Raw genomic sequence first — 26820 nt, 5'->3', positions numbered from 1 at the left:
CATGGAGAGAATTTCTTCAAGACAACTCATGATCATAGGCTCAGCAGTGGTCATGGATGCAACCTTAATCAGTGTTCCGGGCCAAATGGTTGGGGTCGCAGGCCAGGATGCTTGGATGGGATATTTATTTGCTCTAGCGGTCCCCGTTGTCATTTGGTGGACGATTACAAGGGTGTTGAAAAGATTCCCGGGGGAGGATTTATTCTCCATCCTGGTGAACCAGCTGCCTGTGTGGGGACGAATGCTCTCGGTCGCTTATCTTTTGTTTTTCTTTTTCATCCTTGTTCGGGATTTAAGAATGTTAACTGATTTTATTGATATCTCGCTTCTTCAGCGAACGCCAACTGTAGCAATCGCTCTTCTCATTATTGTCACTGCGATGTTTATTGCCCAAGGCGGAATCGAGATCATAGGTCGAATGTCAGAGATCTATCAGACGATACTCATACTTTTGGTTTTTAGCTTGCCTATAACGCTAGCACGAGATTTTGATCCGAGTGAACTGCTCCCGTTCCTGGAGAATGGGCTGCAACCTGTGGTTGTAGCCAGTTGGTATGCCTCTTCCTACCTAGGAGAAGTCGTTGTGCTTGGTTTTTTATTTGCTAGCCAGACCGTTCCTTTTCGCAAAGGGTTGCTTGGAATTTTTCTAGGTGTTGCTTGTCTGGAAACACTCATCGTCATGAATCTCTTCGTGTTAGGTGCTGAGCTGGCACCTCGGTTTGTTTATCCGAATTACGAACTGGTTAGGGAGATTAGACTGACAGATTTTCTTGACCGTCTGGACATTCCTATCGTGGGGGTGTGGCTCCCGGCGTTAATCATTAAAATTGGTATCTTTTTGTATGTGGTTATTCATGGAATCAGCAGGCTGTTGCCATCTTCCTCCCCTAAATTGCTGGCGGGGCCTGTTAGTTTAGTCGCATACAGCTGCTCTTTTTGGTTTTTTCCAGACACCAGTCAGATATTGAATTTTAATCGTCCCTGGCCGGTCATGGCTCTCTTCTTTGAGTTCGTTCTTCCTGTTCTTTTATACATAATCCTATGGTCTAAACCAATAAAGCAACAAAACGAAGGGCGTTCCAAAAGTGTCTGATAAACACTCTAGGAATACCCTTTTTTTAATTCTGTTCTGTGAGGATCAGGGGTCCATTGGAAGTAATGGCAATCGTGTGCTCATACTGGGCGGATAGTTGGCCGTCCAGAGTTCGAGCAGTCCAGCCATTAGAATCTAGCGATGACAACCAGGTTCCTACATTCACCATGGGTTCAATGGTGATGACCATACCTTCCTTTAAACGGAGACCTTTTCCTGGAAGACCATAGTGAGGAATATTGGGAGGTTCATGAAGGGTAGGACCAATTCCATGTCCAGCAAAATCTCGTACAACAGAATAGCCCTTCCCTTCTACGTAGGTTTGGATGGCGTGACCAATATCTCCAATTCGGTTCCCTACTTGTGCTTGTTTGATACCCAAATAGAGCGATTCCTTCGTTACTTTGAGCAAGTTCCTCGCTTGTTCTGATATAGTCCCTACGGCATAAGTCCAAGCCGAATCTGCTAGTCCGCCCTTGAGATTTACTACCATATCAATGGTAACAATGTCTCCATCTCTTAGAGGGGTAGCGGTTGGAAAACCATGGCAGATTTCATCGTTTAAGGAGGCGCATGTGGCATACTCGTAGCTCCGAAATCCTTTCTGCTCAGGGGTGGCCCCATTCTTGGCGAGATATTCTTCAACAAACGTATTGATTTCTAGAGTGGTAACGCCCGGCCTGATTCTTTTCGCGATTTCTCTATGACAAGAAGCTAATAACTTTCCAGCTTGGTGCATCAGCAAAATTTCACGTTCGCTTTTTATGGTAATCACAATGGGATTCGCTCCTCTGCACGGAATTTTTTATTTACTTGGGAAAGATTGGGTGTTAGTATGTATTTTATTATTCTATACGAACTATACGAAAAGGAGTGAGGAATATGCCTATCGCTCGGGTACGAGAATTTCTTAAGCCCCATGGACTAGAGCCGATCGTTTTTGATGAGAGGCTAAATACGTCTGAAGAGGCGGCTAATAAACTAGGGGTTGAATTAGGGCAAATTGCGAAGTCCATTTTATTTCGTTCCAATGAAGATCAGTTTGGTTTATTTGTAGCGGCAGGAGATGTTCGCATTCACCCGAAACAGGTAAAAGCTCTGATCGGTGGAAAAAAGCAAAAGATGGCGAATCCGGAAGAAGTAACAGCAGTGACTGGATTTCAAGTGGGGGCGGTTTGTCCTTTTGCGTTGCTGCAGGATATCCCTGTGTTTATTGATGAGTCCATCCAACGCTTTGACGTGGTTTATACAGCAGCGGGTATTGCCGAATCTCTTCAGCCCATTTCGTTCGATCAGCTAGTCAGCATTACAAGCGGCACTTTGTTTAAAGCAAGCGGGGAAGAATAGATGATAACCATTCATAAAATGTACGAGCACTTAACTTGGTCTAATCATCGGATCTTACAAGCTTTACAACAAGAAAGCCAACTCAATCTAGAGGTGTTACGTTTATTTTCTCATATCCTGCAGGCTGAGCAGGTATGGATCGCACGCATAAAAGGGAAGGACAGCTCTCGTTTGCCGATCTGGTCTGATAGCAATCTAGCCCATTGTGAACAGCTTATCGAACAAAATCAAAAAGACTTGCAGAACATTCTAGCTGGGATTACAGAGGTGTCGTTGGCGAGGCTCATACCTTATAAGAACAGTAAAGGTAGTGAATTCAGTACTTCACTCGAGGATATTCTGGTTCATGTTGCTCTACATGGTCAATACCATCGGGGTCAAATCAATTCCAAGCTTCGGTTGGCAGGACTGGAGCCGGTAAACACGGATTATATTACCTTTGTGAGGTGACAATAGGATGTTATCTTTGTATGTTTTGGGCATGGGTCTTATCCTATGTCTATCTTTTGTATGGGGAATTTTTCTACTTTATCGGCGCCGATGGGTGAGCGGGGGGATTACCGTGGGACTTCCAATTCTTGCCGTTGTTTCGGTCATGGGGTTGTACCAATGGGCGTTTTATGAGTCGGACCCTTCGGCCGTGGACCTGACGGTTCAAGAGGATGGTGACGAGTTCATCATTCAAGGAAAGTGGAATACGCGGTTAGAGCCCTATCAGTTTGGAACAGATTTTCTCGTGTTCTACACACCTAGCGATGAACCGGTTGAACCGATTCAATACAACAAAGGAGAATGGCAGCCTAACTATTGGAACTTCCAAGAGGAGATTGTAGCGGCGGTGAAGGAAAGTGCTCCTCTAGATCGCAAAGCCCAGCTGTTTGATATCAAGGCGGAGGAGGAGTTTCAATTCCGCTTCCGGGTGAATGAGAGGACCCCGTTAGACCTAGTGCAGATCCGTTATGTTCACGTTCATTCTGCACCGATGAGCTCCTTTACCTACTGGGTAAAAGAGGTGCAATAAGGAGCAAAATGCGATATATTGGTTAAGAGGTGATTGATCTTATGCGTCCCATTATCTTAGGGATCCTTGCTGCGTTCTTTTTTGCGTTTACGTTCGTACTGAATCGAGAAATGGAGTTGTCGGGGGGAAGCTGGTTATGGAGTGCTTCATTGCGCTACTTTTTTATGATCCCCTTTCTTGTGCTGATCGTTATGGGGCGCAAGAATCTTCGACCGCTCTTTCAAGAGATGAAAGGGAATCCTAGAGCTTGGCTGCTGTGGAGCTTTGTAGGCTTCGGTCTTTTTTATGCCCCCTTGTGCTATGCCGCGGCCTATGGTCCAGGTTGGCTGATCGCAGGAACCTGGCAAATCACGATTATTTCTGGTTCTTTGCTTATTCCCTTGTTTTTTAGAGGAAACATCCCGCTTAAGGGATTAGCGATGTCGATGATTATATTGCTAGGTGTGGCTCTGATGCAGTTGGAGCATGCAACCGATTTAGCACCTAAAGAAATCCTTTTAGGCGTGTTGCCTGTGGTGGTGGCTTCTTTTGCTTATCCGCTAGGCAACAGAAAAATGATGGAGTTGTGTGAGGGGCGTCTAGATGCCTATCAACGAGTCTTGGGAATGACTTTGGCTAGCTTACCCATTTGGTTGGTTCTTGCCGTCATTGCCTTGTCAACGGCCGGCTTGCCTAGCAGCGGACAGGTTACGCAATCGCTGCTGGTCGCGATATGCTCAGGTGTGATCGCAACGGTTCTCTTTTTCCAAGCTACGGATATGGCGAGAGGAAGCTTGGCCAAACTAGCAGCGATCGAAGCGACTCAATCGATGGAAGTATTATTCGCTGTTGCGGGCGAAGTATTATGGCTAGCGAGTCCTTTGCCAGCTGCGCTCTCTTGGCTGGGGATGCTCTTGGTGGTAGTCGGAATGGTCTTGCACAGCTATGTTTCTCATGTCAAGAAGCCGATACAGGCGTCGGCCCAGGATATCTCTTCTAGTGCAGCGCCTTAATCGTATCTAAAATAACCGGAATTCTCCGGTTATTTTATTATTTACGGACAGAGACCGAAAGGGCATCTTCCAAGTGGGAGTTGGTACTTTCTACACGAGATAGAAAAGAAGGATAAGTCCATTTTTAAAGCTGTTCTACTTAAAACATGAAGCACCACAATTTCTGTGTGAACCAAGAAGATTTGAAACTGAGATAAAAAATATGATTTATGTTTATTTGATGTTGTTCTCATGAAAAGAGTAATGGGGATAATAAGATCAACGCTAATTTAGGAGTGCGCACCATGGAAAAAAAGCATCCCAAACAAAGCTTTCTCAGAGCGGTGTGGGTCGAGATTAGGGATTCCTTGATCGCTTCCTTACTCTGGAATATGATATCCTTTATACCTAGAATTATTCTTCGTTTAATCAAGATGATGTTCTAACGATAGGAGTATAAACATGGAAGACGGAAAAAGAATTAGCTTTGACAGAGGTATAGAAATCCTTCAGGAGGTGCGTGAGTTATGTAAGGAACTTCCCCAAGTAGAAGAGATCATAGATGGCTTTGGTCACGTGAGCTTTAAAGTCAATCGTAAATCGTTTATTATCATGGGTGAAGATGAGCAAGGTCAACTTGGGCTATCTTTTAAATCTGACCTAGAAACACAACAGCTGCTCATCCAACAAGGAGGGTTCGTAAAAACGCCTTACATTGGACGACACGGTTGGGTTTCGGTGAAATCATCCGATCTAGATTTAGATAAGGATGGACTCTGTGATTTATTAAAAGAAGCTTATTACCGGGCTGCACCTAAACGGTTGAGGTCTAAGTGAGTCTTCATACGAAGTCAATGATGCCCTGAATACAGGAAAAACACGAGGTGAGGGAATCAAACGAGGTCAATGATGCCTTAACCACAGGAAGATTGCAAGGTGAGGGAATCAAACGAAGTCTATGATGCCCTGAACACAGGAAAATCGCAAGGTGAGGGAATCAAACGAGGTCTATAATGCCCTGAATACAGTAAAATCACAAGGTGAGAGAATCAAACGAAGACTATAATGCCCTGAACACAGGAAAATCAAGAGGTGAGGGAATCAAACGAGGTCCATGATGCCCTGAACACAGGAAAATCACGAGGTGAGGGAATCAAACGAGGTCCATGATGCCTTAACCACAGGAAAATCACGAGGTGAGGGAATCAAACGAAATCTTATTCGGTGCCACCTAGCTTTTTCACGCTCTGTTCCCATTCATCGCCTAATGCATCATACCCACGGATATGATAAATTAGTTCTTGTAAGCGAGACGACATAAACAACACAACATGAAATGGTGCGTAGTCGCGCCAACCTGATGAGGTTGGTGAGGAAAGTCCAGGCTCGTACGACCTGGGATGGTCGTAGTGATCGTGCCTGCCGCAAGGCAGGGCAACTTGGCGGACGCTGAGTTGACGGCGGAGAAACAGCCTAAGGCCTATGTGCTACGGCTGGAGTACCCTGAAAGTGCCACAGAAACGGTGCAGCGCCCGAAAGGGAGCTGATGGAACGGGTAAACCCCACGAACGAGCAACCCAAACTTGGTAGGGGCATCATCTGGAGGGAAAAAGGAACCAAAGGATGGCAGGAGTCTTCATGACTCTTGAGTTAAATGACTACACCTGAAGTGCAAGGTTAGGCGACCGAAGCAGCACGACAGGAACAAAACCTGGCTTACAGCCATTTCATGAGCCATATACATACCGTGCTAGATGGGGAGATGGCGGTGCCCTGTAACCTGCAACCCGCCTTAGCAGGATTGAACTCCCATCGAAGGTGTGTATCATGTAGGGTCAGTCTTAGTCAAGCGTGTGTTGACCAATCGGGTCCTGCGCAACAGAAATTCATGAATCTGGTCAGATCCGGAAGGAAGCAGCCATAAGTGAAACCTTCTGTGTGCCGCAGGTTCGCCTGATTCGAGCGAGCTTGCCTAAGAAACGCTTGGATGATCATATCGAGGATGGGTGCACGGTGTTTAAAAAACACTAACGAAAAATTTCGTTAGTGTTTTTTATTTGGGTTAGAAGCTCACGAAGCCCCCTGGCCACCGTCTCCAGTGAAAATTTCCTGCTTTCGTTTTCTCTCTAAGGGAATTTTCATATAAAACTCGATTAACTTGCTTTCAAACCGGTAATGATTCCAAGAAGTTGGAGCACTTGAGGTACCGCGAGCTTGCGGTTCGTGCCCTGAACCTAGCGGACCGCTCGTTTGAGGTACCGCAAGCCCACGGTTCGTGCCTTGAACTTGGTGGACCGCTCGAATGAGGTACCGCAAGCCCGCGGTTCGTGCCCTGACCCGGGTGGATCTCTCGGATGAGGTACCGCAAGCTCGCGGTTCGTGCCCTGACCCGGGTGGATCGCTCGTTTGAGGTACCGCAAGCCCGCGGTTCGTGCCCTGACCCGGGTGGATCTCTCGGATGAGGTACCGCAAGCTCGCGGTTCGTGCCCTGACCCGGGTGGATCGCTCGTTTGAGGTACCGCAAGCCCGCGGTTCGTGCCCTGACCCGGGTGGATCTCTCGGATGAGGTACCGCAAGCTCGCGGTTCGTGCCCTGACCCGGGTGGATCGCTCGTTTGAGGTACCGCAAGCCCGCGGTTCGTGCCCTGACCCGGGTGGATCTCTCGGATGAGGTACCGCAAGCTCGCGGTTCGTGCCCTGACCCGGGTGGATCGCTCGTTTGAGGTACCGCAAGCCCGCGGTTCGTGCCCTGACCCGGGTGGATCACTCGTTTGAGGTACCGCAAGCCCGCGGTTCGTGCCCTGACCCGGGTGGATCGCTCGGATGAGGTACCGCAAGCTCGCGGTTCGTGCCCTGACCCGGGTGGATCGCTCGGATGAGATACCGCAAGCTCGCGCTTCGTACCCTGAACCTAGCGGACCGCTCCGATGAGGTACTGCCTGGCCGAAGTTTTTTCAAGGTTTGGGTAATTTTAATTCTAGTTTTTTTGAGTGCTATCTAAACTTACGTTTAGAGCCTTTAATATGAAGCTGATTTTAAGTAATTACGCTCCTTTATTTTCCTGACCGAAATTCAGACCCATTCGCTTGCGTTCGCTCTGGATGCTCACGAAGAGGTACCGTCTCCAATGAAAATTCCCCTGTTTTCACCAGTTATAAGTATATAGCTTGTTATTAATGTCCATAGCCAATTTTTCTCTTCTGGGGGATTTTTATATAAAATCAAGCAACTTGATCCCCAACCGGTAATGACTCCAAGTAAGTCTAGCCCCCACTGCTCAATCTGCTTCTATCCAAAGTAGGGATCCCAACCATCATCTAGGAATTAATAACCATTTTTTTACATCGCGTGAAACATCCCATCCTTTCCCAACGTCAAACAATCAGAAGGCATGAGGAGGGAAAATGATGAAGGGTTATTGTCGTGCAGTTTATGTAGTTTGGTCTGTGTTGATCTTTACTTTTATGGTTATGGGGGCTGTTCATGCGAACCATGAAGCGGTTACCGGGATCACGTTGAATCCGGCTCAACTCACATTAACAGTAGGAGATGCACCTTATCCTATAACAGCTACTGTTACCCCTAACCACTCTAATCAGGAGGTGCGATGGACCTCAAGCGCTCCATCTGTAGCTACGGTAGATGAAACGGGTAAGGTAAAGGCTGTAGCAGAAGGAACAGCTACGATCATTGCATCTACCGTTCAGGGAGGAATGACGGCGGTAAGCACGGTTACGGTTAAACCGCAAGAGAAGAAGGTAACCGGATTAGCTTTAGAACAAACCTCCATCAGCTTAACTCTAGGGAAACAGACGGCAACGCTAAAACCAAAATTTACACCGACAGATGCAACGAATCAACAAATCAATTGGACCAGTTTACATCCGCAAATTGCAAAAGTAGACAGTAATGGGAAAGTCACAACTGTAGGTGTAGGGACAGCTACGATTATTGCTACCAGTGTGGACGGTGGGTATACGGCTACGTGTCAAGTCAAGGTGGTAGGTGTGGCGGTAACGGGCATCTCATTAGAACGTACGAAGATGACACTGTATGCAAATGGAGATGCGTTCACACTCAAAGCGACGATTACGCCAGCCGACGCAACGGACAAAAAAGTTTCGTGGCATTCCAGTGATACGGCGGTCGCAACGGTCAATGCAAATGGCGTGGTTACACCTAAAAAAGCAGGAACGGCAACCATAACCGTGACATCGGCAGATGGAGGAAAGAAAGCCACTTGCGTTGTGACGGTACTACCTCAATTTACCGATGTTTTCGTGGATCGGGATAGCGACAGCAAAGTTACGATTACATGGGAAGGTTCTTCAGGTTCAGTAAAGGCGGAGCTGAAAAAAGGCTCCACCCTCGTTCAGACGGCTTCGACCACCCAAAGAAAAGTGAGCTTCTCTAAACTAGATAAAGGCACAGAGTATAAATTGTATTTAGACGGTCAACATGTGAAGACCTTTGTCATTTCGCAATTGATCCATACTCAAGTAAAAGACTTGCAATATACGAAAGAAAGCTCAACAACAGTATCCATTACCTGGACGGGGACTTCAGGATCCGTGCCGGTTGACCTCATCAAGGATAGCCGAAAGGTGGATGCGCTCACGACGAGCCAGCGTACGGCTACTTTTTATAACCTTCAAGAAGGGGTAGAGTACAAAATCTACATCAGTGGAAAACTAGCAGGGACTTTTAAGATCGAAAACATTAATCAAGTGAAAAATTTTACAGTGGAAGAAAGAACGACTTCTACAATTAAGGTAGCATGGACGGGTACCTCGGGAACGGTCTATGTAGAGCTAAGAAAAGACGGACGCAGAATCGATGCGATGTCAACAAGCAATCGAAGAGCGAGCTTTACCGATCTAGACCGAGATACGGATTATGATGTATACATTGATGGTAGTTATATTCGAACCATCCGCACAGAAAAAAACCAAATCGTTCGGGATTTTACTGTTACAAGGAAAGCAAAAGGTTCAGTCGAGATGGGCTGGAGTGGGACGACGGGGCAAGTAGAGGTCACCTTGCGAAGAGAAGGGATCTACTTTGATTCCCAAACTACAAAGGATCGAAAAGTAACCTTTTCCGGCTTGGATGCGAACCGTGAATACGCCATCTACATCGATGGCCAGCACATTCGCTCGTTCACGTTGGATGAAAAAACGTTCCGAGATGTTCAGCAGCATTGGGCCCAAACGGCAATTGAGCGTTTGGCGTATTACGGGATCCTGAATGGATTTGCAGATGGAACCTTTAGGCCAGATCAGTCGGTCACTAGAGAACAGTTTGTAACGATGCTAATTTCCGCTAAACAAACGACCTTGAAAAAAGCGCAAAGTTCGTTCACGGATGTGCCTGCCAATCATTGGTCCGCTGCATTTATTACTACGGCAATGGAACAAGGCATCATTGTAAAGAGTGACTATGGCACTCATTTCCATCCGCAGCAAGCGATTTCTCGTGAAGAAATGGCGATTATGATTGCCCGTTCCTTGAAGCTTAAGGCTGATGCAAGTGTGATTCGATTTACGGATAAGCAACAAATCTCGAATCACGGTTTAGTCGGTGCTGTAGTGATAGAAGGGATCATTCTAGGATACCCAGACCAAACCTTCCGCCCGAAGTCTCCGTTAACTCGAGCAGCGGCCTCTGTTGTGATTAACCAAATCTTCAAGCCTTAACATGAGAAAAGACTCCCTCTCGGAGTCTTTTTCTAGTTTACATAGTGAATAAAATCATTCATCTTTGTCCACGGGTAAATCCCGTAACGAGGCATTTCAAACCGCTGAACTTTAGGAGTCACTTTGCTATTCTTTGTGGTAAAAGCCATTCGATATCCGCTTTCCTTGAGCAATTTCGTCGTTGTTTGGTTGTATTGTCCATACGGGTAGGCAAAATACGAAGCGTTTAATTTACTCTTTGAAAGGGCTAGGTCTGCTAGAATTTCTTGGTTAGGCTTAAAGAGTAAATATCCCTTCAGATTCACTTGCCGGTGCATATCGTAGGTATGACATTCAATGGAAAATACATCGCTATGTTGGTTAATCTCAGGCCAACTGATATAGTTTAACTGATCCGGATGAAAGCGCTCAGGCTGCTCGCGAATAAGAGAGGTAACAGCAAAAATGGTAGCAGAGAAGCCATAATTTTTTAGAATCGTGTATCCATAATGATAGTTGCTCAAGTATCCATCGTCAAAGGTAATGATCACGCTTTTTTGGGGGAGATGAATTTTTCCGTCTAGGTACTGCTCCAGTTCTTGTAAGGTAAAGGTGGAGAAACCATTTTCGTATAAATATTTCATGTGCTGTTCAAACATCTCTACGGAAGTGACAGCAGAGTTCGTGCGATACAGTTGATTTTCCTGATCACGCAGAAGGTGATGGTAGGTGAGCACGGGAACACTGTCTGCAAGGTGACGGTTGTAAATCTTAGAGGGAATCGGAGTTGGAGCTGTGTTCCGGTTTTTAGCAAAGGCTTGCTCATTGATAATAATATTTACGATTCTAGCGGATGAGTCCCAATGAATGGTACCGTTTAAATTTTCAACAATCGCACGTAGAGGGAGGTAGGTTCGTTGATGAGTTAGTTCAGCAGGTGCATCAATTCGGATAAAGTGTTGATTCAGCCCTAGGTAAGGACTTCCAATGTTTAAGTGCAACATATTAGCTGCTTGGATCACCACGAGTTTAGTCGCTGGATCCCAATGAATGTTTTCTTCCTTGACTCCCAATTGATTAGAGATAAATCTCAAGGGAACCATCGTCCGTCCGCTTTTAAGGTAATAGGGCTGAAGGTCTCCATCTGGAACGGTAAAGGGAACGCCGTTGATTTGGATGGTGAAGTCTGGTTGCGCGGCGTCTATGTCTTGGTGATAGCATAGAAAAATGAAAAAGAAGAATAAGAACGATCGATAGTAGGTATGCATTCTATACTCCTTGCTTCTATTAAAATAACTATTTTAGTATACATGAAGGATAATAGATTGACAGCGAAAATGTTTGGCAGAAAAAATAATCGGCCCGCTGAGGAGAGGGGGCCGATTCGTCATTCGCTTTGGGTACGTTCTTTTCCTGTATTAGTGACGGCAAATTTTCTAACCATAGTCTTGATATGTTCTACCTTTTTGAAGCGCAACGCAGACCAGTCTTCGTCAATGGCCACTTGGCGAACAGGCTCAAACCCTTCATTGGCAAGCATGCCGGCTACAGTGTCTCGGCTGCAGTCCGATCCTTTATAGACCTTGGATGATTTTTTAGGGTAACAGAGCCAGAGCAGCCCGTTTTCCTTTACCAGCTGGGAGGCCTTCCTTCCAAGTAGTTGAAGCTCCTCATTGGAGGTTCCAAACACTTGAACAAAATCATAGCTTTCCAGTTGAGGTTCTTGATGAACGTCCCCCTGGAAGGTGGCCATGATTTCCTCATATACTTTAGGGGCGTTTAAGATGAGTACCGGCTGCCCCTGATCTTTAAAGTTTAATTTCTTTACCACAGGATGGATTTCCATGGTTTACATCCTTTCAATTGAATTGTAATACCCTTACTATAGTAGACTTTTTTGGAGGTCTCAAGTATAGTCAAGGCATTAGATAAAAGAGATAGGAGTACCGATATGGAGTTGAGGGAGAAAACGGAAGTTCAACAGGAACGGAATGCAGGGTTGTTCGCCGATGTGACAATTCAGAGTGTGTCTACCGGATTGATTTCAGCCACGCTGCTTATTGCTGGGACCGCACTGATTATACTGGAAGCTGCTGCATATGGAGGCTTTACCTCTGAACAGACCATCAGCTGGATGTTTGCTGTTTACTTCTTCGGAGGATTATTTGGCGTGGTTATGCCCTTGTGGTTGCGAATTCCCATTACTGGGGGTCATTCTTTAACTGGGGTCGCTTTTTTAGCTACAGTAACGGCTCAATTTACCTACCCCGAGTTAATTGGCGGATATGTCATGTCGGGGTTGTTTATTTTTTTTGTTGGAATTTCAGGCCTTTTTACCAAGATGGTGGAGTGGGTTCCGAAGGAAGTCATCTCCGCTATGCTGGCAGGTTTGGTCGCTAGTTATGTGGTTCGTCTCGTTCCTTCCGTAAAGGAGCTTCCACTAGTGGGAGGAATTGCCCTCTTAAGCTACTTTATTTTTACTCGATATCGCAAGCGATTTCCTCCGGCATTAGGGGCCATTGTAATTGCCATTATCACTTGGTTGTTGACACAAGGAACTTTTGCGACGGAAACGTCACAGGTATCCTTTATGCCTTCTGTGCAGATACCAGAATTTTCTTGGCTATCCTTTGTGACGCTCGCGTTGCCATTGGCCATGCTGATCCTAAGCAACGATGCAGCGGTGGGAATAGGGGCATTAGAAAGCACGGGCTATAAGCCCCCGATCCGAAAAATCGTCACAATGAGCGGCGTTTTTTCTACCATTACTAGCTTGTTTGGAGGGCAATGTGCGAATATCGCGGGGATGATGACGGCGATTTGTTCAAGTAGAGATTCGGGGGAAAGAGCGAGACGTTATACAGCTCCGGTAGTTTGTGGAGTGGTAACGATGATCTTTGGCATCTTTGCGTGGAAGATTGTTCCGTTTATCCAATCGTTGCCGCAGGCGATGATTTCCATGCTGGCTGGCTTTTCCCTGATCGGCGTTCTATTGGCCAACTTGCAATTTTCTTTTTCGGCTAAGAATTATTCAATGGCGTCGTTGACCGCCTTCATTGTGGCTTTGTCCAATGTTTCTTTCCTGCACATTAGTGCGCCGGTCTGGGCGTTATTACTAGGGGCTCTGTTATCCAGAGCCATGCCAAAATGACCACCTCAGCTGAGGTGGTCATTTTACTTCCATCAGCCATTCTTCATCCGTTGCAAAACTGGAGCCAGGACGTGATTTCGCCAGTTTCTTGACTTTGGCGGCGAGAGCGGCTATTTCCGAGACATGGCGGAATTGCCCCGGTTCACATTGAATGCCTGCCATCGAAAGGGAGAGGCAAACGCGTTCACAATCAGTCTCTTCGCATACAAAATCCTGCATATGGAACATAAACTGCTCCTTTATCCGCTCTGCTAAATGATGCACAAGTGCTGGGCACGTGATAAACAGAAAATCGTCCCCTCCAATATGCCCTACAAAATCACGGGGATGACCGTGTTGAATGACGTTTCGTTGAATGAGATGAGCTGTCCGGAGGATGATCTCGTCCCCGCGCTCGAAGCCGTAGGTATCATTAAATAGCTTGAAATGATCCAAGTCACAATACACGATATGGAAAGGCTGCCCTTGCTGAATCCGTCTTTCCATCTCCCGTTCAATGAGGATATTGCCTGGCAGCTGGGTGAGGGGATTTGTTAATGTGGCCCACTCGAGTTTGGCTTGCGCAATTTGCTCTAGCAGCCGTTGGATCGTAATGGAACCGCAATAATCCCCTTCTTTTGTAATAATCACCGCATCATAAAGCTTCTGAGGGTCTCTTGCCATAGCGGCCTTGGATGCCTCCTCAATGGGGGTATACTGGTCTACCTTAAGCGGAGTACTGTCCATAATGGTGTGGATCTCCTTTTCCCGATAAAGAGGAACCCCATACTGCCCACCCAATAAACCATAGAGATGCTGCCTCATCACAAGACCTGCGGCTTTTTTTCCATCCAGAATGATGACGTGATCAAGCAAAGGTTGTTCCTCAAAAATCTGGTGTATTTTTTTGACTTTCGTGTCAATCGGAAACGTTGGCGGAAACATAGTGAAGTGTCTGACCAAATGTCTAGGCTCATAGGGATGATCTTGTTGTGTACGTGTTTCAAAAAAGGTCATGGCTTGTCCTGAAGCTTGACAGAGCTGATGAGCTGGACGGCCTAAAAAATAACCTTGTCCAATATCCACTTGAAGTTCGAGAAGTGATTCTAATTCGCTCTTGGTTTCAATGCCTTCCGCAATGATTTTACAGCCGACTTTTCGGGCAAAGGTTACGAAAGCCTCTACGATCGCTTTTTTCACGGGGTCAGCATCTACACTTCGGGTGAGAGACATATCTAGCTTGATGAAATCTGGATAAGTTTGCACAATCGTTTCTAAGCTTGAATAGCCGGCACCAGCATCATCAACAGCGATGAGATAGCCTAGCTTACGGTATGTCCCAATCAATTCTCGGAATCTAGTGAAGTTTGTAATGGCATGGCGCTCCGTAATTTCAAGTACAATATTCTGAGGTGAGAGTCCGTGCCGGTCAAGTTGGTAGAGGGCTTCCCTTTGGAAGAAGTTGGTATCCTCGATACTTCTTGGATCCACATTGATGAAGATTTTCTGATCAGCTGAGATTTCAGCAAGCCTTCCTAAAACTTTCCTCCTGCAGATGGAATCTAGCATAAGGCTTCGACCGGTTTTCTCCGCATAGTCAAATAGGCGGGAGGGTAAAAAGAACTCTGAATTTTCGGGCCCTCGGATCAAGCCTTCCCAACCGTAGACAGAGCCGTCCTTTAAAGTAACCAAGGGTTGATAGTAGCTATTTAGGTTTTCCGCCTGCAGGATCTGAAAAAAATGACGATGCTGTAGAAATTCTTTGGTCCTCACATCGTACTTTGCCATTTGACTCGCGGACTTCACTGCTTGGTAGATTTCCTTGTTCACATCTTTTCCCGTAAGCTTGGAGAAGCCGATATGGAGTCGTATGCTATCTTTGGCGGGCAAGGAAATTTGTTTGTTCAGGTGTAATTCTATACGATCTTTCAGTTGTATGCAGAGCTCATGGATTTTATCTTGCATGTGTTCCGGGGCATGATCAGCTTCCCATGACATACAGAGACAATAGTCATCCCCCCATAAGCGGTGATGGTGGATATACTTAATGGGATGAAAAGCCAAGCTGGAGACAGCGCGCGCAATGGATTGATCGAGTGCATGAATGATGTTGCTGGACTGATCAAAGCCGTATTGGAGCTCGATTTCGGAAAGCTTGGCGACATCTATATAAAATAGGAAAATGGGGTAGTGTTTAGTCATTTCTTTTTCAAGCAGATATTTTAATTTCATTCGAGGATCACGAATGAACCATTTTCGCATTATGTTATTCTTGAAGAATTTCATTACCTGTTCACACTCCAACTCTAGTTCTCTCTAACGATACCTAAATAGCAGGCTGTAAAGGTTAAGAGTGTGTAAATTTAATGTGAGATATTGGTATAATGAATTCATACAAAAACAAGTGGAGTTGAGCTTATGGAGTTTCTACAAGAAACGTTAAGAGAGTCCGTCCGGAAGCTAGCCAATATCGGGGAGAGTCATTTCTTAAAAGGTGCACTGTCCTTAAAGCGATTTCATGAACGGTTCGGCTGGAATGAGGAGATGCTTTCTGTTTTAAAAGCTCGAAGCAAGTGGCAGGAGTATCCTTTGGTACAAGGTCAATTTAGTCCTTTAGTCAACAAACAGGCCATCCAACCCACTCCCCAAATGGCAAAAAGAATGATAGGAAGAGGTATGTTCCCCCAAGCCTATTTTACTTCTTTTGCATGGTATCAACAGGAAGGTTTAGAAGCTATCATAATGAGCTTTAGGGACCGTGCCATTCATGAAATGAGCTATTTAGGCCATAGCTGGAGTGTCTGGTGCAGTTTCTTTGAAATCATTCAAGGAGATTTAACAGAGGAAGATCGTTTATATACCCTGGAGCGGTTCGTAGAATTTGCTGCAAAGACCTTTCCTGGCTATCCTACGTCTGACTCGAAGTGGGTACCACCTGTCCAAGAAGATCCAGGTCCATTGCACTTTAGTGAAGTACTCGATCAAGTGCTAGAGAAGCCAGGCTTCTATGGGCATCATTTATTAACCTTAGGCTATCTTTATCGTCATCAATCCCTTTTAGAGGAGAGGGAATGGAATGTTGGGCTTCATGAAGTGAAAAGGATGACAGAAAAGGTTTACATAGATAATGAAGATAATGTATGGGTTCCTCGAGATCAGGTGCAGATAACAGTGGTGACAGAAGAGGATTTGCTAGAGTCGATACAACAGCTGCTACAGAATGGCCCCAAGGATCTGCATGCTTTAACGGTGGCAGATATCTCCTATGACATCTGGCAAGTGGCTGATGATAGGCAACGAAACCATTTGCTAGCATTCCTTCAATCTTTAACTTAGGTATATCTTTCTTCTCCCCCCTTAAATCAAGCTATCCGTTCGAATTTATGGGTAAAGAGGGGGATATCAGATATGAAAACGAAACTAGGTTATATTAGTATTGGTATGGTCTTTACGCTCATTCTATCCTTTGCTTGGTTGACTTTTGCGGATAAAAAAGCTGATCCATCAACCGCGGAAGAACAGGTGGCAGACCCGTCAGTCCAAGCAGAACCACCCAAAGAAGTGGTGGGTCAACCGGTCTTTATCGATCAAGATGCAAATAAAATTGCAGTTTTTGATGGTGCAAAGAAGTGGGAATACACCATTGATTCTGGAACGACCATTTATAGGAACGATCAAAAGGTAGAGCTTGCCGATATCCAATTCACGGATGAGGTTCAAGTCATCTTAAACTCAGGGCAGCAAGTTCGGTACATTCGTGCGATAGGGGAAGCTCAGGCTGAGGTAGCTGCTGCGGCACCTGCGCCTACATCTGCCCCTGCGTCTGTTCAACCAGCAGTCCAAGCAGCGGCTCCAGTGCAGAAGACTAGTGTTGGTCAACACGGAGTCAAGCCAGAGGAGATTGAGGAATTAAAAATTAAATTAGAAATCGGAAACAAAAAATACAAGCTAGAATACAAGCAAGATGACGATGATATCGAAAGCGAAATCGAGATCGAAGAGGGCAAAAATAAAACCAAGATTACCGGATCTAGGGCCGTGTCCTCGGCAGAAGAAATACTGAGCAGAATGGTATTAACAAGTGATATGGACAGCCAAGCCATCCTACAAAGTATACTCGCGGCGATTGGCGAAGAGGATGGGCAGGTACGAAAAGTAGAGATCGAAATCGAATTTGCTAATGGGGCTAAACTTAAGGTGGATTCTGAAGGAAAGAAAGCAAAAGGGCTGTCTAGAGCCATGGAGAATGTGCAAGGAACACCGGCAGAGGCTGTGATTGCTGAGCTGCTGAAAAAGTAGAATGATAAGAGAGAAAAGACTTCTTCCGAAGGGAAGGAGTCTTTTGTTGTTTGCCCCCATTTTCCTCATTAGAGCACCTTGCTAAGTTTTTTGAGGTTTATGTGTGATATTAATTGAACCGTATGGCTACTATGAGGGACTGAATGCTGACAAAACTCCCAAGCCCTCCTGGCCACGTAGCCTGAACCTAACGGATCGCTAAGATGAGGTACCGCAAGCTCGCGATTCGTGCCCTGAACTTAACGGATCGCTAAGATGAGGTACCGCAAGCTCGCGTTTCGTGCCTTGAACTTGGCGGATCGCTAAGATGAGGTACCGTAAGCTCGCGATTCGTGCCCAGAACCTGGTGGATCGCTCGGATGAGGTACCGCAAGCTCGCGATTTGTGCCCTGAACCTAGCGGATCGCTCGGATACTCACGAAGAAATGACGTTTGCTCATGTGCCTGGTATCTTTCCATAAAGTAAAAATCCTTTACCTGGAAAAACTAACAAGGAACGTTCATTTTTCCACGAGGAGTTCCGAAAAAAATGAAAAAAGTGTTCCTGATGTTCACTCTGTTTTGTTTTCTGCTTGTTATGAGTGGCTGTGGGCTAGAACCACGACCTTTCCACATTCAGACTGAAGCAACGGGTTCGAAAAAAGTCATCCTTATCATTGTTGATTCTCTCATAAAGAACCCTTTGACTACGATGATGGAGGAAAGGAAGCTGCCTGCGTTCCGTTTCCTAAAAGAGAAGGGGTGGTATACGGATGAGTTGGTTAGCGTTTTTCCAACGATGTCGGTGGTCATTGAGAGCACCTTATTAACCGGTCATTATCCTAATCATCATGGTGTTCCTGGATTGCGCTGGTATGATGTTGAGGAGAGAAAGCTCGTTAATTACGGGGACGGTACTGTTTCTTCAATAAGAAGCGGGGCGGTTCAGACGGCCATGAATGGTCTTCTTCACCTCAATAATACGCATCTTAATCAGGACCTGCCCACGATCCATGAGGAATTAGCAAGCATGGGAAAGCCAACGGCTTCGATTAATGCTTTGGTTTATCGGGGAAGTGAGCAAAAGACTCTCCATGTTCCAGGAATGGCTCCCCTTGCGACGATGGCACCTCCTTATTTTGTGCTAGGCAGCTTTCATCATTATGTTCAAACCGGCTTTACCCATCGCTTTTTCCCTTCTTATGGTGTGAATGATCGGGTGTCGGTCGATCATCTGCTGGATCTTATTCAAAATAAAGCTTTACCCGACTTTACCATTATGTACATGCCTGATTTGGACAAGGAGTCTCATGAGGAGGGAATCAATACTAAGGACACCATTGTGAAGGTCGATCAGCTGCTTCAGGAAGTATTGCATGCTTTTGGTACATGGGAAGAGGCTTTGAGGGATCATGTATTTATTGTCATGGGGGATAGTGGCTTTTCGCGCATCGGGGAGGATAAGGCTAAGTCGGTGATTCCATTAGACACGTTGTTTCAACCTCTGAAGATTGCGGAGCCAGATCAAACCACTGCTGCTGATGACTTAGCGGTTGCTGTCAACTCCAGGATGGCTTATGTTTACCCTTTGCGGCAAGATCTTGATATGGATCAGGTAGTGGAGATGGTGAAAAAGGACGCTCGTGTGGATATGATAACGAGAAGACGCGGAGAATGGATAGAAGTGATGCACCCAGAATCCGGTCAACAGCTTCGCTACCGCCCAGGGTTATCCTTTACCGATGTCTACTCCCAAACGTGGGATATCGAGGGGGAAGAGAGTGTACTGGACTTAGATATCGATACAAGAAAGAAGCAGATTGGGTTTGGGAAATATCCAGATGCCCTTATGCAGTTGTATGCCGCGGCTCATTCTCATTCCGGTGATTATTTCATCATGACGACAGCTCCTGGTTATGAGATGGAGGGGGCCCATTCGCCTATTCACCCCGGGGGCGGAAATCATGGTTCGTTGCACAAGGAGGATCTATTGATTCCTATGTTTGTCGCGGGAACGGACAAAAGACCGAAGACGCTGCGCGTCGTCGATCTTAAGCCTTTTATCTTAGGGTTACTTAAACAAGAAGGCTAGGGATGCGGTCAAGATCCACGTTTCCGCCTGACACGACGGCAACGATTCGTTTGCCTTCCGGTGGGTGGGCTAAGGCCGCTGCCACGGCCACCGCCGCGGAAGGTTCGATGAGCTGTTTCATTCGGCTCAGCACAAGCGAAAACGCTTGTTTAATCTGATCTTCCGATACGAGTACGATATCATTGACAAAGCGCTGGACAAGAGGGAAGGTTAATTCTCCCGGTATGGAGGTTCTCAAACCATCGGCGATGGTTTGGGTAGGCGGTATAGAGGTCCTTTCTCCTTTTTGAATGGAAAGATAGGTATCTTGGGCAAGGGCTGGCTCCACCCCAATCACTTGAATGGTAGGTTTTAACTCTTTAAGCGCCACGGCTACACCGGAGATCAGCCCGCCGCCACCAACGGGAACATACACAATATCCACATCAGAAAGCTGTTCTATAATCTCTAGACCAATGGTTCCTTGCCCAGCCATGATAGCAGGGTCGTCATAAGGAGGGATAAAAACGGCTCCATTCTCCTCGCTAATTTGCGCGGCTCTTTGTAAGCGTTCCGGAGAGTTGGTGCCGAAGAGTTCCACTTTTCCCCCATAAGCTTGAATGGCTGCCTGCTTACACAGGGCGGCGTCCTCGGGAACCACGATAGTGGATTGCAGGCCCAGCTGACGGGCGATGTAGGCGACGGCCTGTCCATGATTGCCAGAGGAGGCAGCGACGACGTGCTGGGCACCTTCATTGGCTGTTAGTAAAACTTTATGAGTTGCTCCTCGAATCTTAAAGGAGCCCGTTTTTTGTAAGTGCTCTGATTTAAGGAAAAGTTGGTTGCCGTGCTCAGCTGAAATGGTTTGGGACGTAAGAAGGGGTGTCCTCACGACTAGACTGGCTATCCACTCTTGTGCCTTTTGAATATCGTTTAATGAGATCATTTTGGAACTCCTCATGTTTGTCGTAATGGGATTATTCCTATATAGTATAAGAGTTTCCATTATTTTTCTACAGCTAGGAGGTATTTATATGATTGAAGCAAGAATCGACGAATTAGGACTGAGCCTTCCTCCCGCAGCGGCCCCACTTTTTCAGTATGTTCCCGTGGTTGTTCATCAAGGGGTTGCTTATGTGAGTGGGCAGCTGCCAAGAAAAGATGGTGAGCTCCTTCATACGGGTAAAGTAGGGGAGGATGTCACGGTCGAACAAGCCCAAGAAGCGGCAAGGGTATGTATCCTAAATGGGTTGGCCAGCTTAAAGCAAGAGCTCGGCTCCTTAGACCGAATCGAGCGCATTCTTAAAATTACAGGGTTTGTGAATTCCGCGTCTGGATTTACTAAACAGCCCGTAGTCATGAACGCAGCTTCTGAGCTGTTGGTTGAGATTTTTGGAGAAATGGGGAGACATTCTCGTTCTGCCGTGGGAGTAGCCGAACTTCCAAGCAATACGCCGGTCGAAATTGAGATGATTGTGGCCGTAAAGTAGGAGAAGAAAGTCTGGGTCTTGATATCAAGGTGCAGACTTTTTTCCTATTTTTCAATTCTAGTATTCATCATCATTGCTCTTGTAATATATTTCTAGTAATATATTACCAATAATAGTTTAAGGAGGAAGATGATGGTTAAATTAAAGAGTTTTGTGATTGCTAGTTTTACCTTCTTCTCCTTGGTAACGCCAGCACTAGCTCACGTGCCAGGTGTAGATCCTACCATGGAGGCAGCTACGAAGGGAATTGTGGCAGTTGCTCATCCGCTAGCTGCAGAAGTAGGGAAGGAAATTCTAGCTAATGGAGGTAACGCGGTAGATGCTGCCGCGGCCATTCAACTATCGCTAATGGTCGTGGAGCCTATGATGTCAGGTATTGGCGGCGGTGGTTTTTTGATGGTCTACCTCAAGGATCAGAACAAAATCACCATCATCGATAGCCGTGAGATGGCACCTAAGGACGTTACGCCTAACTATTTCTTAGGGGAAGATGGGAAGCCTATTCCATGGTTTGAGCGTCATACTAGCGGAAAAGCAGTAGGAGTCCCGGGTACCCTTAAAGGTGTAGAGGTTGCTTTAGAGAAGTACGGAACAAAGAAGTTAGCTGAAGTGATCCAGCCAGCCATTGAACAAGCGGAGAAAGGGATTACTGTGAATTGGTCTATGGCTCAATACATAGGTGAAAACGCTGACAAGCTTAAGCAGTACGGTACAGCTGCCGAAGTGTTTTATCCAGGCGGGGTTGCGAAGAAGGAAGGTGATTTCCTCGTACAGCCTAATCTAGCCAAAACTTTAAAGCTGATCCAAGAAAAAGGGACGGATGTATTTTATAAAGGGGAAGTGGGAGAAGCCTTGGTTGCGGAAGTGCAAAAGCGCGGCGGCACGATGACGATCGAGGATTTGAACAACTATGTGGTCAAAGAAAGAGAGCCTGTTCTAGGAGAGTACCGGGGTTATCAGGTAGCCTCAATGTCACCACCTAGCTCTGGAGGTCTTACCGTTCTTCAAATCTTGCAATTAATGGAAGGCTATGATGTGAAGAAAATGGGGGTAAACTCTGCAGATTACCTACACCGTTTGATTGAGTCCATACATTTGGCTTATGCTGATCGCGCAGCTTACATGGCGGATGAGGACTTCTACCCGGTTCCGAAAAAGGGGCTGATTGATAAAACTTATATTGACGAGAGAAGGCAACTCATCAACCCTGCAGAAGCGAATGCGGTTGTTAAAGAAGGAAATCCGTGGAAGTATGAGGACGAAGATCTATCTGCTTTAGCAAAAGTGAAAGAGAAAGAAAACCCAACGGGTGAGACGACTCATTTTTCCGTAATGGATCAATGGGGTAATCTTGTATCTTATACAACGACCATTGAGGCTGTATTTGGTTCGGGGATCATGGTTCCGGGATATGGCTTCATGCTTAACAATGAGATGACAGACTTTGATGCGACACCTGGCGGTGTAAACCAAGTGGAACCAGGAAAGCGCCCTCGTAGTAGCATGACGCCTACGCTCGTAATTAAGGATGGTCAGCCTTTTATGGCTGTAGGCTCACCAGGCGGTCCAACGATTATTACGTCGGTAGCTCAGACGATTATGAATGTCATCGACCATGATCTAAATATTCAAGATGCTATCTTAACACCTAGAATCTATTCTAGTAATTATCCGGATGTTCGCTGGGAGTCGGGTATTAATCAAGACGTTATTCTTGAATTACTCGGTAAAGGACATCGATTTGACGAAGCACCACAAAATATCGGAAATGTACAAGCAGTCATGTATGACTTTGAAACAGGAAAAATGTACGGTGGCGCGGATAATACACGCGAAGGTTCGGTGTTGGGCGTAGATGCGGTGAAGATCGTGATGGATAAGCCAAAAGCCGCTGAACCAACAGAAAAAGGGTCATTTACTCTGAAGGTGAACGGTCTATCCTATCCATTTACAGCTTCTCAACTGCATATTCAAGATGGTACAAGCTATGTTGAAGCCGGAAAGCTTCTATTAGGTTTAGGTGCGGAAGCAAAGAATCTAGCAGTTGACTCTATCCAGGTGAATGGAATTGAGGTCTTGCCTGTAAGAGCGGTTGCGGAAGCTCTAGGCTATCAGGTTTCTTGGAACAAGGAAGAGCGCGCTGTACTCCTTGCCAAGGAAAAAGCACAAACGTCTACACCTGTTCAAAACCACTACAGCGAGGATAAGTTTAAGATTACAAATTAATAGTGCCTGTCACTCCCCGAATCTTGTCGATTCGATCGGAGTGACAGTTTTTTTGTATAGCTGAAACTTTACCTTTGATAGACTCGTCTATTGCAATAAGATAATAGGATAGAAAAGTTGAGAGTTTCATGTCACTAAACGCTTTGTTATTTGCAGTCGTCGCGGGAGTACTTTCGTTTCCTTGTATGGATGCTGTACTCATATTCAGGGAATCAAAGCCCTTGAATGATGCCCTCATTTTGCGAATATCCTGTTTCGGGTGCATCAAACCTCTGTTTGATTTTGTAGTTGGCAGTCAGCCGCGTGAGAAAGACCTGTTGCCTATACTATGAATTGACCTCCACGGAGGAGTTTTTGTGCAGGTGTCCTAAGAATGCAAAAACCAAGTAACCTCACGAAAGGCTACTTGGTTTTTTCTTTTTTGGCAAACAGACGCATAGGGGGAAAGGACGGTTGCTCTTCCTGCTGTCTGAAATGGATAAAAATATTGATGACCCACTTAGAAAGCACCACCCCGGAAAAATACCATAAAAAAATATGGAAAAAGGTGGTTCCCTCGAATATGACAAACAAACCGAGGACGGATAATAAGGGCTTCAGGCCGAAGGCGAAAACGACACTAAGAAGGGTTAAATAGAGGTAGTAGTTCTTATTGCGATTTAGTGTCCATTGATACGTTAACATAAAGGATACGGGGATTAAAACGGCATCTATAGAAAAGCTTGCGGGCAGCACAGGTACGGCTTTGTAAGGAAATCCCCAGAGACCCTTACTGGTACCGAAAGCATCAATATAAGCTGCAAGCATGTGCACGCAAAAACCGTAGAAACCTAAAAAATAAGCTTTCTTCCGATCAAGATAAAAATAGAGAACGACAAGGGGAACGATGATAAACGCGACGTAAACCCAGAATTGCCAAGTCCCTGCTACATATTGGAACCAGTAATCGGTCCACATGTCATAGGTCTTTTTTTGAAGTCCATATAGTTCCAAGAACTGTTTTTCTTGCCCACTGGTCATGAAAGATCCCTCGATTCCTGGTTACTAAAATGTTTATTTAGTTTGTGATTTGATAAGGAATATTATTCCGATGTGAAAGAATCAGCTAACGAGTCTCGTCGTAACTTCGGTGATGAAGAAATTTTTAATAAAAATCGAACGAAAAAATAAGATCCTACCAATATACAGTGAAACCGATGAGAGGAGGGAAAACAAGTTGGATCAGGCAAGTGATTTACATGAGCTTATTAACCGTGCGATATCCGGAAACCGGGCAGCTTTTGGTGAGTTGTATGAGCAAACAATAAAGCAAGTCTATCAGACCATTCATTTTCTTGTGGAAGAGAAATCAGAGGCGGAGGATATTGTTCAAGAAGTTTACATTCAATTGCACAAGTCTTTACCCAAATACGATGTTCAGCGCCCTTTCCAGCCCTGGTTAATGGGGATTGTAATGAAACAAATACATTCTTATCGCCGAAAGAGATGGATGAACTTCCGAATCTTGTATAAGTCAGCTGTTTATGAGAAGGAACCTGTTGCTGGTGATTTTTCGGAGAGGATCGTTGAAGATCTATCTCATGGAGACCTACTAGAAGGAATCTATGCACTGCCCTTTAAACTAAAGCAGATCATCATTCTTCATTATTTTAACGAGTATAAGCAAGACGAAATGGCTGAGATACTTGATATTCCGATTGGAACGGTAAAGTCACGCACTCATTCCGCACTAAAGAAGCTTCGTCAAGAGAACGAGGAAAAGAAGATTACGATTAGAAAGGTGGAAGAGCGGCATGAGTATTAATCACCAGATTCGCCAGGCTTTGCAATGGGAGGCTGAACGGGTGCAACCTAAACCTGAGATGAAAGAACGGGTCCTGCAAAATATAGACTTTTCATCTCCGACGGGAAAATGGAAACGAAGACTGGTTCCCACGGTGTTAGCCACATGTCTACTCCTTCCCACGGCGGCTTTTGCGGGTTATACTTACTTGTCTGATAAAGTTTGGGGATCTGTTGAAAATTTGGAACGGGTGGGTGGTACCCAGGAGGATTACCAACACTTTGAATCCAAATTAGTGCATGCTCAAGCTACGCTAGGACCAAAGGAGTTTGCTCAATTTCTTCTCTTACTCAAGGACTTAACCTATTATAATATTAAAATGGCGGATTTGAAGGGGAATCTACATCCCGAGAAGCTAAACCCTGAGGATAAAGTTGCCTATGAGAGGCTTTTAACTCAGATTCAGCCTTATTTCGATAAACTTAATGAAGCATTGTCTTCTGGTAAATAATTTTGAGCCACTGTTCCTTCATATGAGAACAGTGGTTTTTCACGTTATCTTATTTCTTTGCAAAAAAACTCATTATAGGATATATTATATTTAGATATTTATCTAAATATCTAAATAGGGGGCGCATGATGAACGATTCATTTAAGGCTTTGTCCGATCCTACGAGACGGGAAATGATCAATCTGCTCAAGGAAAAGAATATGACAGCGGGCGACATTGCGGCCCATTTCAACATTTCAAAACCGAGTATTTCGCACCATCTTAATATCTTAAAGCAGGCCAGACTTGTCATAGATGAGCGACAAGGTCAGCATATCGTGTATTCGCTAAATACAACGGTGGTTCAGGAGCTAATGGGCTGGTTTTTTGATATCTTGGATAAAAAAAAGGAACGGGGGAGTTAGCATGACGAAGATGAATCGGACGGATGGATTGATTATCTTGGTATCTGCGATACCTATCATCCTATTTTTGGTCTTTTTTGGTGACTTGCCTGATCAGATGGCTGTACACTTTGGTGTGGACGGAAGTCCCAATCGCTATCAAGGTAAAATTTCTTTCTTATTAATATTTAGTTTGTTCTTATTAGCTTATCCTTTTTTGTTTAAGGGATTTAGAAAGATTGATCCGAAAAGTGAGAATTACAAGAAGTTCGGTCGTACCTATGAAATCTTTCGATTTTCCTTATCTGTTTTGTTAAGCGGCGCTTTTACCTTTATCATTCTGTATAACTTAGGATATCCAATCAACATTCAACTGTTTACTTTATTGGGTATAGGACTCCTGTTTCTCATTATCGGGAACTATATGGGACAAATCCGTCCGACGTACTTTATTGGCATTCGAACGCCGTGGACCATGGCGAATGATGAAGTATGGAGGAAAACCCATCGAATTGGCGGTCCATTATTCATGGTGACTGGCGTCGTGTTTCTGGTTGCGGCTTTTTTGCCTGGGCCTGTGACAGTTTGGCTATGCAGTTTCTTCCTGTTTATAACGGTAGCTGTGCCTGTAATTTTTTCGTATATCCAGTTTAAAAAGGTAGAAGGGAAAGGTTAAGGCTATTCTCGTCGTGAGAATAGTTTTTCTTGTTGTTCAAAATTAAACACTTATTTCAGAAAAATAAATATGTACAAAGTTGTTTAATTCATTGTATAATCAAAATACAAAGAACAACAACGAGTTGAACAAACCAATAATGTTTAATTTTGAACAGGAGGATACC

26 protein-coding genes and 2 other RNA genes are annotated in these 26820 nt (G+C 45.2%); 20 read left to right on the top strand and 8 right to left on the bottom strand.

Translation table 11 applies throughout. The features are described from left to right. Nucleotide 1: 1 nt before the first annotated feature. Nucleotides 2–1093, top strand: coding sequence for a GerAB/ArcD/ProY family transporter (locus tag EIZ58_RS24010; protein WP_134703473.1), 1092 nt, complete (start codon nucleotides 2–4; stop codon nucleotides 1091–1093). A gap of 25 nt (nucleotides 1094–1118) precedes the next feature. On the opposite strand, the gene map is transcribed toward EIZ58_RS24010, so the two are convergent. Beyond that, nucleotides 1119–1868: a type I methionyl aminopeptidase gene (gene map, locus EIZ58_RS24005; protein WP_134703472.1), complete on the bottom strand. Its 750-nt coding sequence runs from the start codon at nucleotides 1866–1868 to the stop codon at nucleotides 1119–1121. A gap of 107 nt (nucleotides 1869–1975) precedes the next feature. Between map and EIZ58_RS24000 the strand changes: the two genes are divergently transcribed. From EIZ58_RS24000 to ffs, 8 genes are all read left to right on the top strand, one after another. Continuing rightward, nucleotides 1976–2440 (top strand): YbaK/EbsC family protein, encoded by a 465-nt coding sequence (locus EIZ58_RS24000; protein WP_134703471.1) that lies wholly within the window; start codon nucleotides 1976–1978, stop codon nucleotides 2438–2440. Then, nucleotides 2441–2890 (top strand): DinB family protein, encoded by a 450-nt coding sequence (locus EIZ58_RS23995; protein ID WP_134703470.1) that lies wholly within the window; start codon nucleotides 2441–2443, stop codon nucleotides 2888–2890. Nucleotides 2891–2897: 7 nt separating this feature from the next. Next, entirely contained in the window at nucleotides 2898–3461 is a 564-nt protein-coding gene (locus EIZ58_RS23990; protein ID WP_134703469.1) for a hypothetical protein, read from the top strand. Between the two features lie 41 nt (nucleotides 3462–3502). Beyond that, complete coding sequence (locus tag EIZ58_RS23985) at nucleotides 3503–4453, top strand: DMT family transporter (protein ID WP_134703468.1); 951 nt, start codon at nucleotides 3503–3505, stop codon at nucleotides 4451–4453. 284 nt (nucleotides 4454–4737) lie between these two features. Beyond that, nucleotides 4738–4878, top strand: coding sequence for a hypothetical protein (locus tag EIZ58_RS33795; RefSeq protein ID WP_167577924.1), 141 nt, complete (start codon nucleotides 4738–4740; stop codon nucleotides 4876–4878). Between the two features lie 16 nt (nucleotides 4879–4894). Then, nucleotides 4895–5269, top strand: a complete 375-nt coding sequence (locus EIZ58_RS23980) for an MmcQ/YjbR family DNA-binding protein (protein WP_134703467.1) — start codon at nucleotides 4895–4897, stop codon at nucleotides 5267–5269. Between the two features lie 498 nt (nucleotides 5270–5767). Continuing rightward, nucleotides 5768–6156, top strand: an RNA gene (gene rnpB / locus EIZ58_RS23975) — RNase P RNA component class B. A 21-nt stretch (nucleotides 6157–6177) separates the two neighbouring features. Beyond that, nucleotides 6178–6446, top strand: an RNA gene (gene ffs / locus EIZ58_RS23970) — signal recognition particle sRNA large type. Between the two features lie 56 nt (nucleotides 6447–6502). On the opposite strand, the gene EIZ58_RS23965 is transcribed toward ffs, so the two are convergent. Then, nucleotides 6503–7198: a hypothetical protein gene (locus EIZ58_RS23965; RefSeq protein WP_167577923.1), complete on the bottom strand. Its 696-nt coding sequence runs from the start codon at nucleotides 7196–7198 to the stop codon at nucleotides 6503–6505. A 640-nt stretch (nucleotides 7199–7838) separates the two neighbouring features. Between EIZ58_RS23965 and EIZ58_RS23960 the strand changes: the two genes are divergently transcribed. Next, nucleotides 7839–10127, top strand: a complete 2289-nt coding sequence (locus EIZ58_RS23960) for an Ig-like domain-containing protein (RefSeq protein WP_167577922.1) — start codon at nucleotides 7839–7841, stop codon at nucleotides 10125–10127. A gap of 32 nt (nucleotides 10128–10159) precedes the next feature. Here the strand turns inward: EIZ58_RS23960 and EIZ58_RS23955 are convergent, their stop codons facing one another. After that, nucleotides 10160–11374: a stalk domain-containing protein gene (locus EIZ58_RS23955; protein WP_134703464.1), complete on the bottom strand. Its 1215-nt coding sequence runs from the start codon at nucleotides 11372–11374 to the stop codon at nucleotides 10160–10162. 119 nt (nucleotides 11375–11493) lie between these two features. Then, nucleotides 11494–11952, bottom strand: coding sequence for a DUF3052 domain-containing protein (locus tag EIZ58_RS23950; protein WP_134703463.1), 459 nt, complete (start codon nucleotides 11950–11952; stop codon nucleotides 11494–11496). Between the two features lie 105 nt (nucleotides 11953–12057). Between EIZ58_RS23950 and EIZ58_RS23945 the strand changes: the two genes are divergently transcribed. Further along, a complete protein-coding gene (locus tag EIZ58_RS23945; protein ID WP_134703462.1) occupies nucleotides 12058–13257 on the top strand; it encodes a benzoate/H(+) symporter BenE family transporter in 1200 nt (399 codons plus the stop codon). A gap of 18 nt (nucleotides 13258–13275) precedes the next feature. On the opposite strand, the gene EIZ58_RS23940 is transcribed toward EIZ58_RS23945, so the two are convergent. Continuing rightward, on the bottom strand, nucleotides 13276–15498 hold the full coding sequence (locus EIZ58_RS23940) for a GGDEF domain-containing protein (RefSeq protein WP_167577921.1): 2223 nt from the start codon (nucleotides 15496–15498) through the stop codon (nucleotides 13276–13278). 156 nt (nucleotides 15499–15654) lie between these two features. Between EIZ58_RS23940 and EIZ58_RS23935 the strand changes: the two genes are divergently transcribed. Then, nucleotides 15655–16572 (top strand): hypothetical protein, encoded by a 918-nt coding sequence (locus EIZ58_RS23935; protein WP_134703460.1) that lies wholly within the window; start codon nucleotides 15655–15657, stop codon nucleotides 16570–16572. 72 nt (nucleotides 16573–16644) lie between these two features. Next, nucleotides 16645–17535, top strand: a complete 891-nt coding sequence (locus EIZ58_RS23930) for a YusW family protein (RefSeq protein WP_134703459.1) — start codon at nucleotides 16645–16647, stop codon at nucleotides 17533–17535. A gap of 198 nt (nucleotides 17536–17733) precedes the next feature. On the opposite strand, the gene EIZ58_RS23925 is transcribed toward EIZ58_RS23930, so the two are convergent. Next, entirely contained in the window at nucleotides 17734–17994 is a 261-nt protein-coding gene (locus EIZ58_RS23925) for a hypothetical protein (protein WP_134703458.1), read from the bottom strand. A 70-nt stretch (nucleotides 17995–18064) separates the two neighbouring features. Here EIZ58_RS23925 and EIZ58_RS23920 point away from each other — a divergent pair, with 70 nt between their 5' ends. Beyond that, nucleotides 18065–19606, top strand: a complete 1542-nt coding sequence (locus tag EIZ58_RS23920; RefSeq protein ID WP_134703457.1) for an alkaline phosphatase family protein — start codon at nucleotides 18065–18067, stop codon at nucleotides 19604–19606. Here EIZ58_RS23920 and EIZ58_RS23915 read toward each other — a convergent pair. Beyond that, complete coding sequence (locus EIZ58_RS23915; protein ID WP_134703456.1) at nucleotides 19590–20531, bottom strand: threonine ammonia-lyase; 942 nt, start codon at nucleotides 20529–20531, stop codon at nucleotides 19590–19592. The genes EIZ58_RS23920 and EIZ58_RS23915 overlap by 17 nt on opposite strands. Before the next feature lie 88 nt (nucleotides 20532–20619). Between EIZ58_RS23915 and EIZ58_RS23910 the strand changes: the two genes are divergently transcribed. Both EIZ58_RS23910 and ggt read left to right on the top strand, forming a co-directional pair. Next, entirely contained in the window at nucleotides 20620–21075 is a 456-nt protein-coding gene (locus EIZ58_RS23910) for a RidA family protein (RefSeq protein ID WP_370297791.1), read from the top strand. A 132-nt stretch (nucleotides 21076–21207) separates the two neighbouring features. Beyond that, nucleotides 21208–23301: a gamma-glutamyltransferase gene (gene ggt, locus EIZ58_RS23905; protein ID WP_134703455.1), complete on the top strand. Its 2094-nt coding sequence runs from the start codon at nucleotides 21208–21210 to the stop codon at nucleotides 23299–23301. Between the two features lie 402 nt (nucleotides 23302–23703). On the opposite strand, the gene EIZ58_RS23900 is transcribed toward ggt, so the two are convergent. Beyond that, the gene (locus EIZ58_RS23900; protein ID WP_134703454.1) at nucleotides 23704–24321 is read right to left on the bottom strand and encodes a CBO0543 family protein; all 618 of its coding nucleotides are present in this window, start codon (nucleotides 24319–24321) and stop codon (nucleotides 23704–23706) included. Between the two features lie 196 nt (nucleotides 24322–24517). Here EIZ58_RS23900 and EIZ58_RS23895 point away from each other — a divergent pair, with 196 nt between their 5' ends. The 4 genes from EIZ58_RS23895 to EIZ58_RS23880 all read left to right on the top strand — a co-directional run bounded on the left by EIZ58_RS23895 (nucleotide 24518) and on the right by EIZ58_RS23880 (nucleotide 26654). Beyond that, nucleotides 24518–25105: a sigma-70 family RNA polymerase sigma factor gene (locus tag EIZ58_RS23895; RefSeq protein ID WP_240689359.1), complete on the top strand. Its 588-nt coding sequence runs from the start codon at nucleotides 24518–24520 to the stop codon at nucleotides 25103–25105. Next, entirely contained in the window at nucleotides 25095–25595 is a 501-nt protein-coding gene (locus tag EIZ58_RS23890; RefSeq protein WP_134703452.1) for a DUF3600 domain-containing protein, read from the top strand. The genes EIZ58_RS23895 and EIZ58_RS23890 overlap by 11 nt, the downstream gene beginning before the upstream one ends. Nucleotides 25596–25723: 128 nt before the next feature. Beyond that, nucleotides 25724–25999, top strand: coding sequence for an autorepressor SdpR family transcription factor (locus EIZ58_RS23885; RefSeq protein WP_134703451.1), 276 nt, complete (start codon nucleotides 25724–25726; stop codon nucleotides 25997–25999). Between the two features lies 1 nt (nucleotide 26000). Then, nucleotides 26001–26654, top strand: a complete 654-nt coding sequence (locus EIZ58_RS23880) for an SdpI family protein (RefSeq protein WP_134703450.1) — start codon at nucleotides 26001–26003, stop codon at nucleotides 26652–26654. The last annotated feature ends 166 nt before the right edge of the window (nucleotides 26655–26820 follow it).

The organism is Ammoniphilus sp. YIM 78166 (genome assembly GCF_004522215.1).
Lineage (GTDB): Bacteria > Bacillota > Bacilli > Aneurinibacillales > RAOX-1 > YIM-78166.
The sequence above is the reverse complement of the archived record's forward strand: the minus strand, read 5'-3'. Positions and strand labels throughout refer to the sequence as shown.

Coding starts and splice junctions, on each gene's coding strand:
- EIZ58_RS23945 (WP_134703462.1), top strand. CDS start 12,058: ATGGAGTTGAGGGAGAAAACGGAAGTTCAACAGGAACGGAATGCAGGG.
- EIZ58_RS24000 (WP_134703471.1), top strand. CDS start 1,976: ATGCCTATCGCTCGGGTACGAGAATTTCTTAAGCCCCATGGACTAGAG.
- EIZ58_RS23930 (WP_134703459.1), top strand. CDS start 16,645: ATGAAAACGAAACTAGGTTATATTAGTATTGGTATGGTCTTTACGCTC.
- EIZ58_RS23925 (WP_134703458.1), bottom strand. CDS start 17,994: ATGGAAAGATACCAGGCACATGAGCAAACGTCATTTCTTCGTGAGTAT.
- EIZ58_RS23920 (WP_134703457.1), top strand. CDS start 18,065: ATGAAAAAAGTGTTCCTGATGTTCACTCTGTTTTGTTTTCTGCTTGTT.
- EIZ58_RS24010 (WP_134703473.1), top strand. CDS start 2: ATGGAGAGAATTTCTTCAAGACAACTCATGATCATAGGCTCAGCAGTG.
- EIZ58_RS23940 (WP_167577921.1), bottom strand. CDS start 15,498: ATGCGAAAATGGTTCATTCGTGATCCTCGAATGAAATTAAAATATCTG.
- EIZ58_RS23990 (WP_134703469.1), top strand. CDS start 2,898: ATGTTATCTTTGTATGTTTTGGGCATGGGTCTTATCCTATGTCTATCT.
- EIZ58_RS23900 (WP_134703454.1), bottom strand. CDS start 24,321: ATGACCAGTGGGCAAGAAAAACAGTTCTTGGAACTATATGGACTTCAA.
- EIZ58_RS23985 (WP_134703468.1), top strand. CDS start 3,503: ATGCGTCCCATTATCTTAGGGATCCTTGCTGCGTTCTTTTTTGCGTTT.
- EIZ58_RS23885 (WP_134703451.1), top strand. CDS start 25,724: ATGAACGATTCATTTAAGGCTTTGTCCGATCCTACGAGACGGGAAATG.
- EIZ58_RS23935 (WP_134703460.1), top strand. CDS start 15,655: ATGGAGTTTCTACAAGAAACGTTAAGAGAGTCCGTCCGGAAGCTAGCC.
- EIZ58_RS23910 (WP_370297791.1), top strand. CDS start 20,620: ATGATTGAAGCAAGAATCGACGAATTAGGACTGAGCCTTCCTCCCGCA.
- EIZ58_RS23955 (WP_134703464.1), bottom strand. CDS start 11,374: ATGCATACCTACTATCGATCGTTCTTATTCTTCTTTTTCATTTTTCTA.
- EIZ58_RS23890 (WP_134703452.1), top strand. CDS start 25,095: ATGAGTATTAATCACCAGATTCGCCAGGCTTTGCAATGGGAGGCTGAA.
- EIZ58_RS23880 (WP_134703450.1), top strand. CDS start 26,001: ATGACGAAGATGAATCGGACGGATGGATTGATTATCTTGGTATCTGCG.
- EIZ58_RS23980 (WP_134703467.1), top strand. CDS start 4,895: ATGGAAGACGGAAAAAGAATTAGCTTTGACAGAGGTATAGAAATCCTT.
- EIZ58_RS33795 (WP_167577924.1), top strand. CDS start 4,738: ATGGAAAAAAAGCATCCCAAACAAAGCTTTCTCAGAGCGGTGTGGGTC.
- EIZ58_RS23950 (WP_134703463.1), bottom strand. CDS start 11,952: ATGGAAATCCATCCTGTGGTAAAGAAATTAAACTTTAAAGATCAGGGG.
- ggt (WP_134703455.1), top strand. CDS start 21,208: ATGGTTAAATTAAAGAGTTTTGTGATTGCTAGTTTTACCTTCTTCTCC.
- EIZ58_RS23960 (WP_167577922.1), top strand. CDS start 7,839: ATGAAGGGTTATTGTCGTGCAGTTTATGTAGTTTGGTCTGTGTTGATC.
- EIZ58_RS23995 (WP_134703470.1), top strand. CDS start 2,441: ATGATAACCATTCATAAAATGTACGAGCACTTAACTTGGTCTAATCAT.
- EIZ58_RS23915 (WP_134703456.1), bottom strand. CDS start 20,531: ATGATCTCATTAAACGATATTCAAAAGGCACAAGAGTGGATAGCCAGT.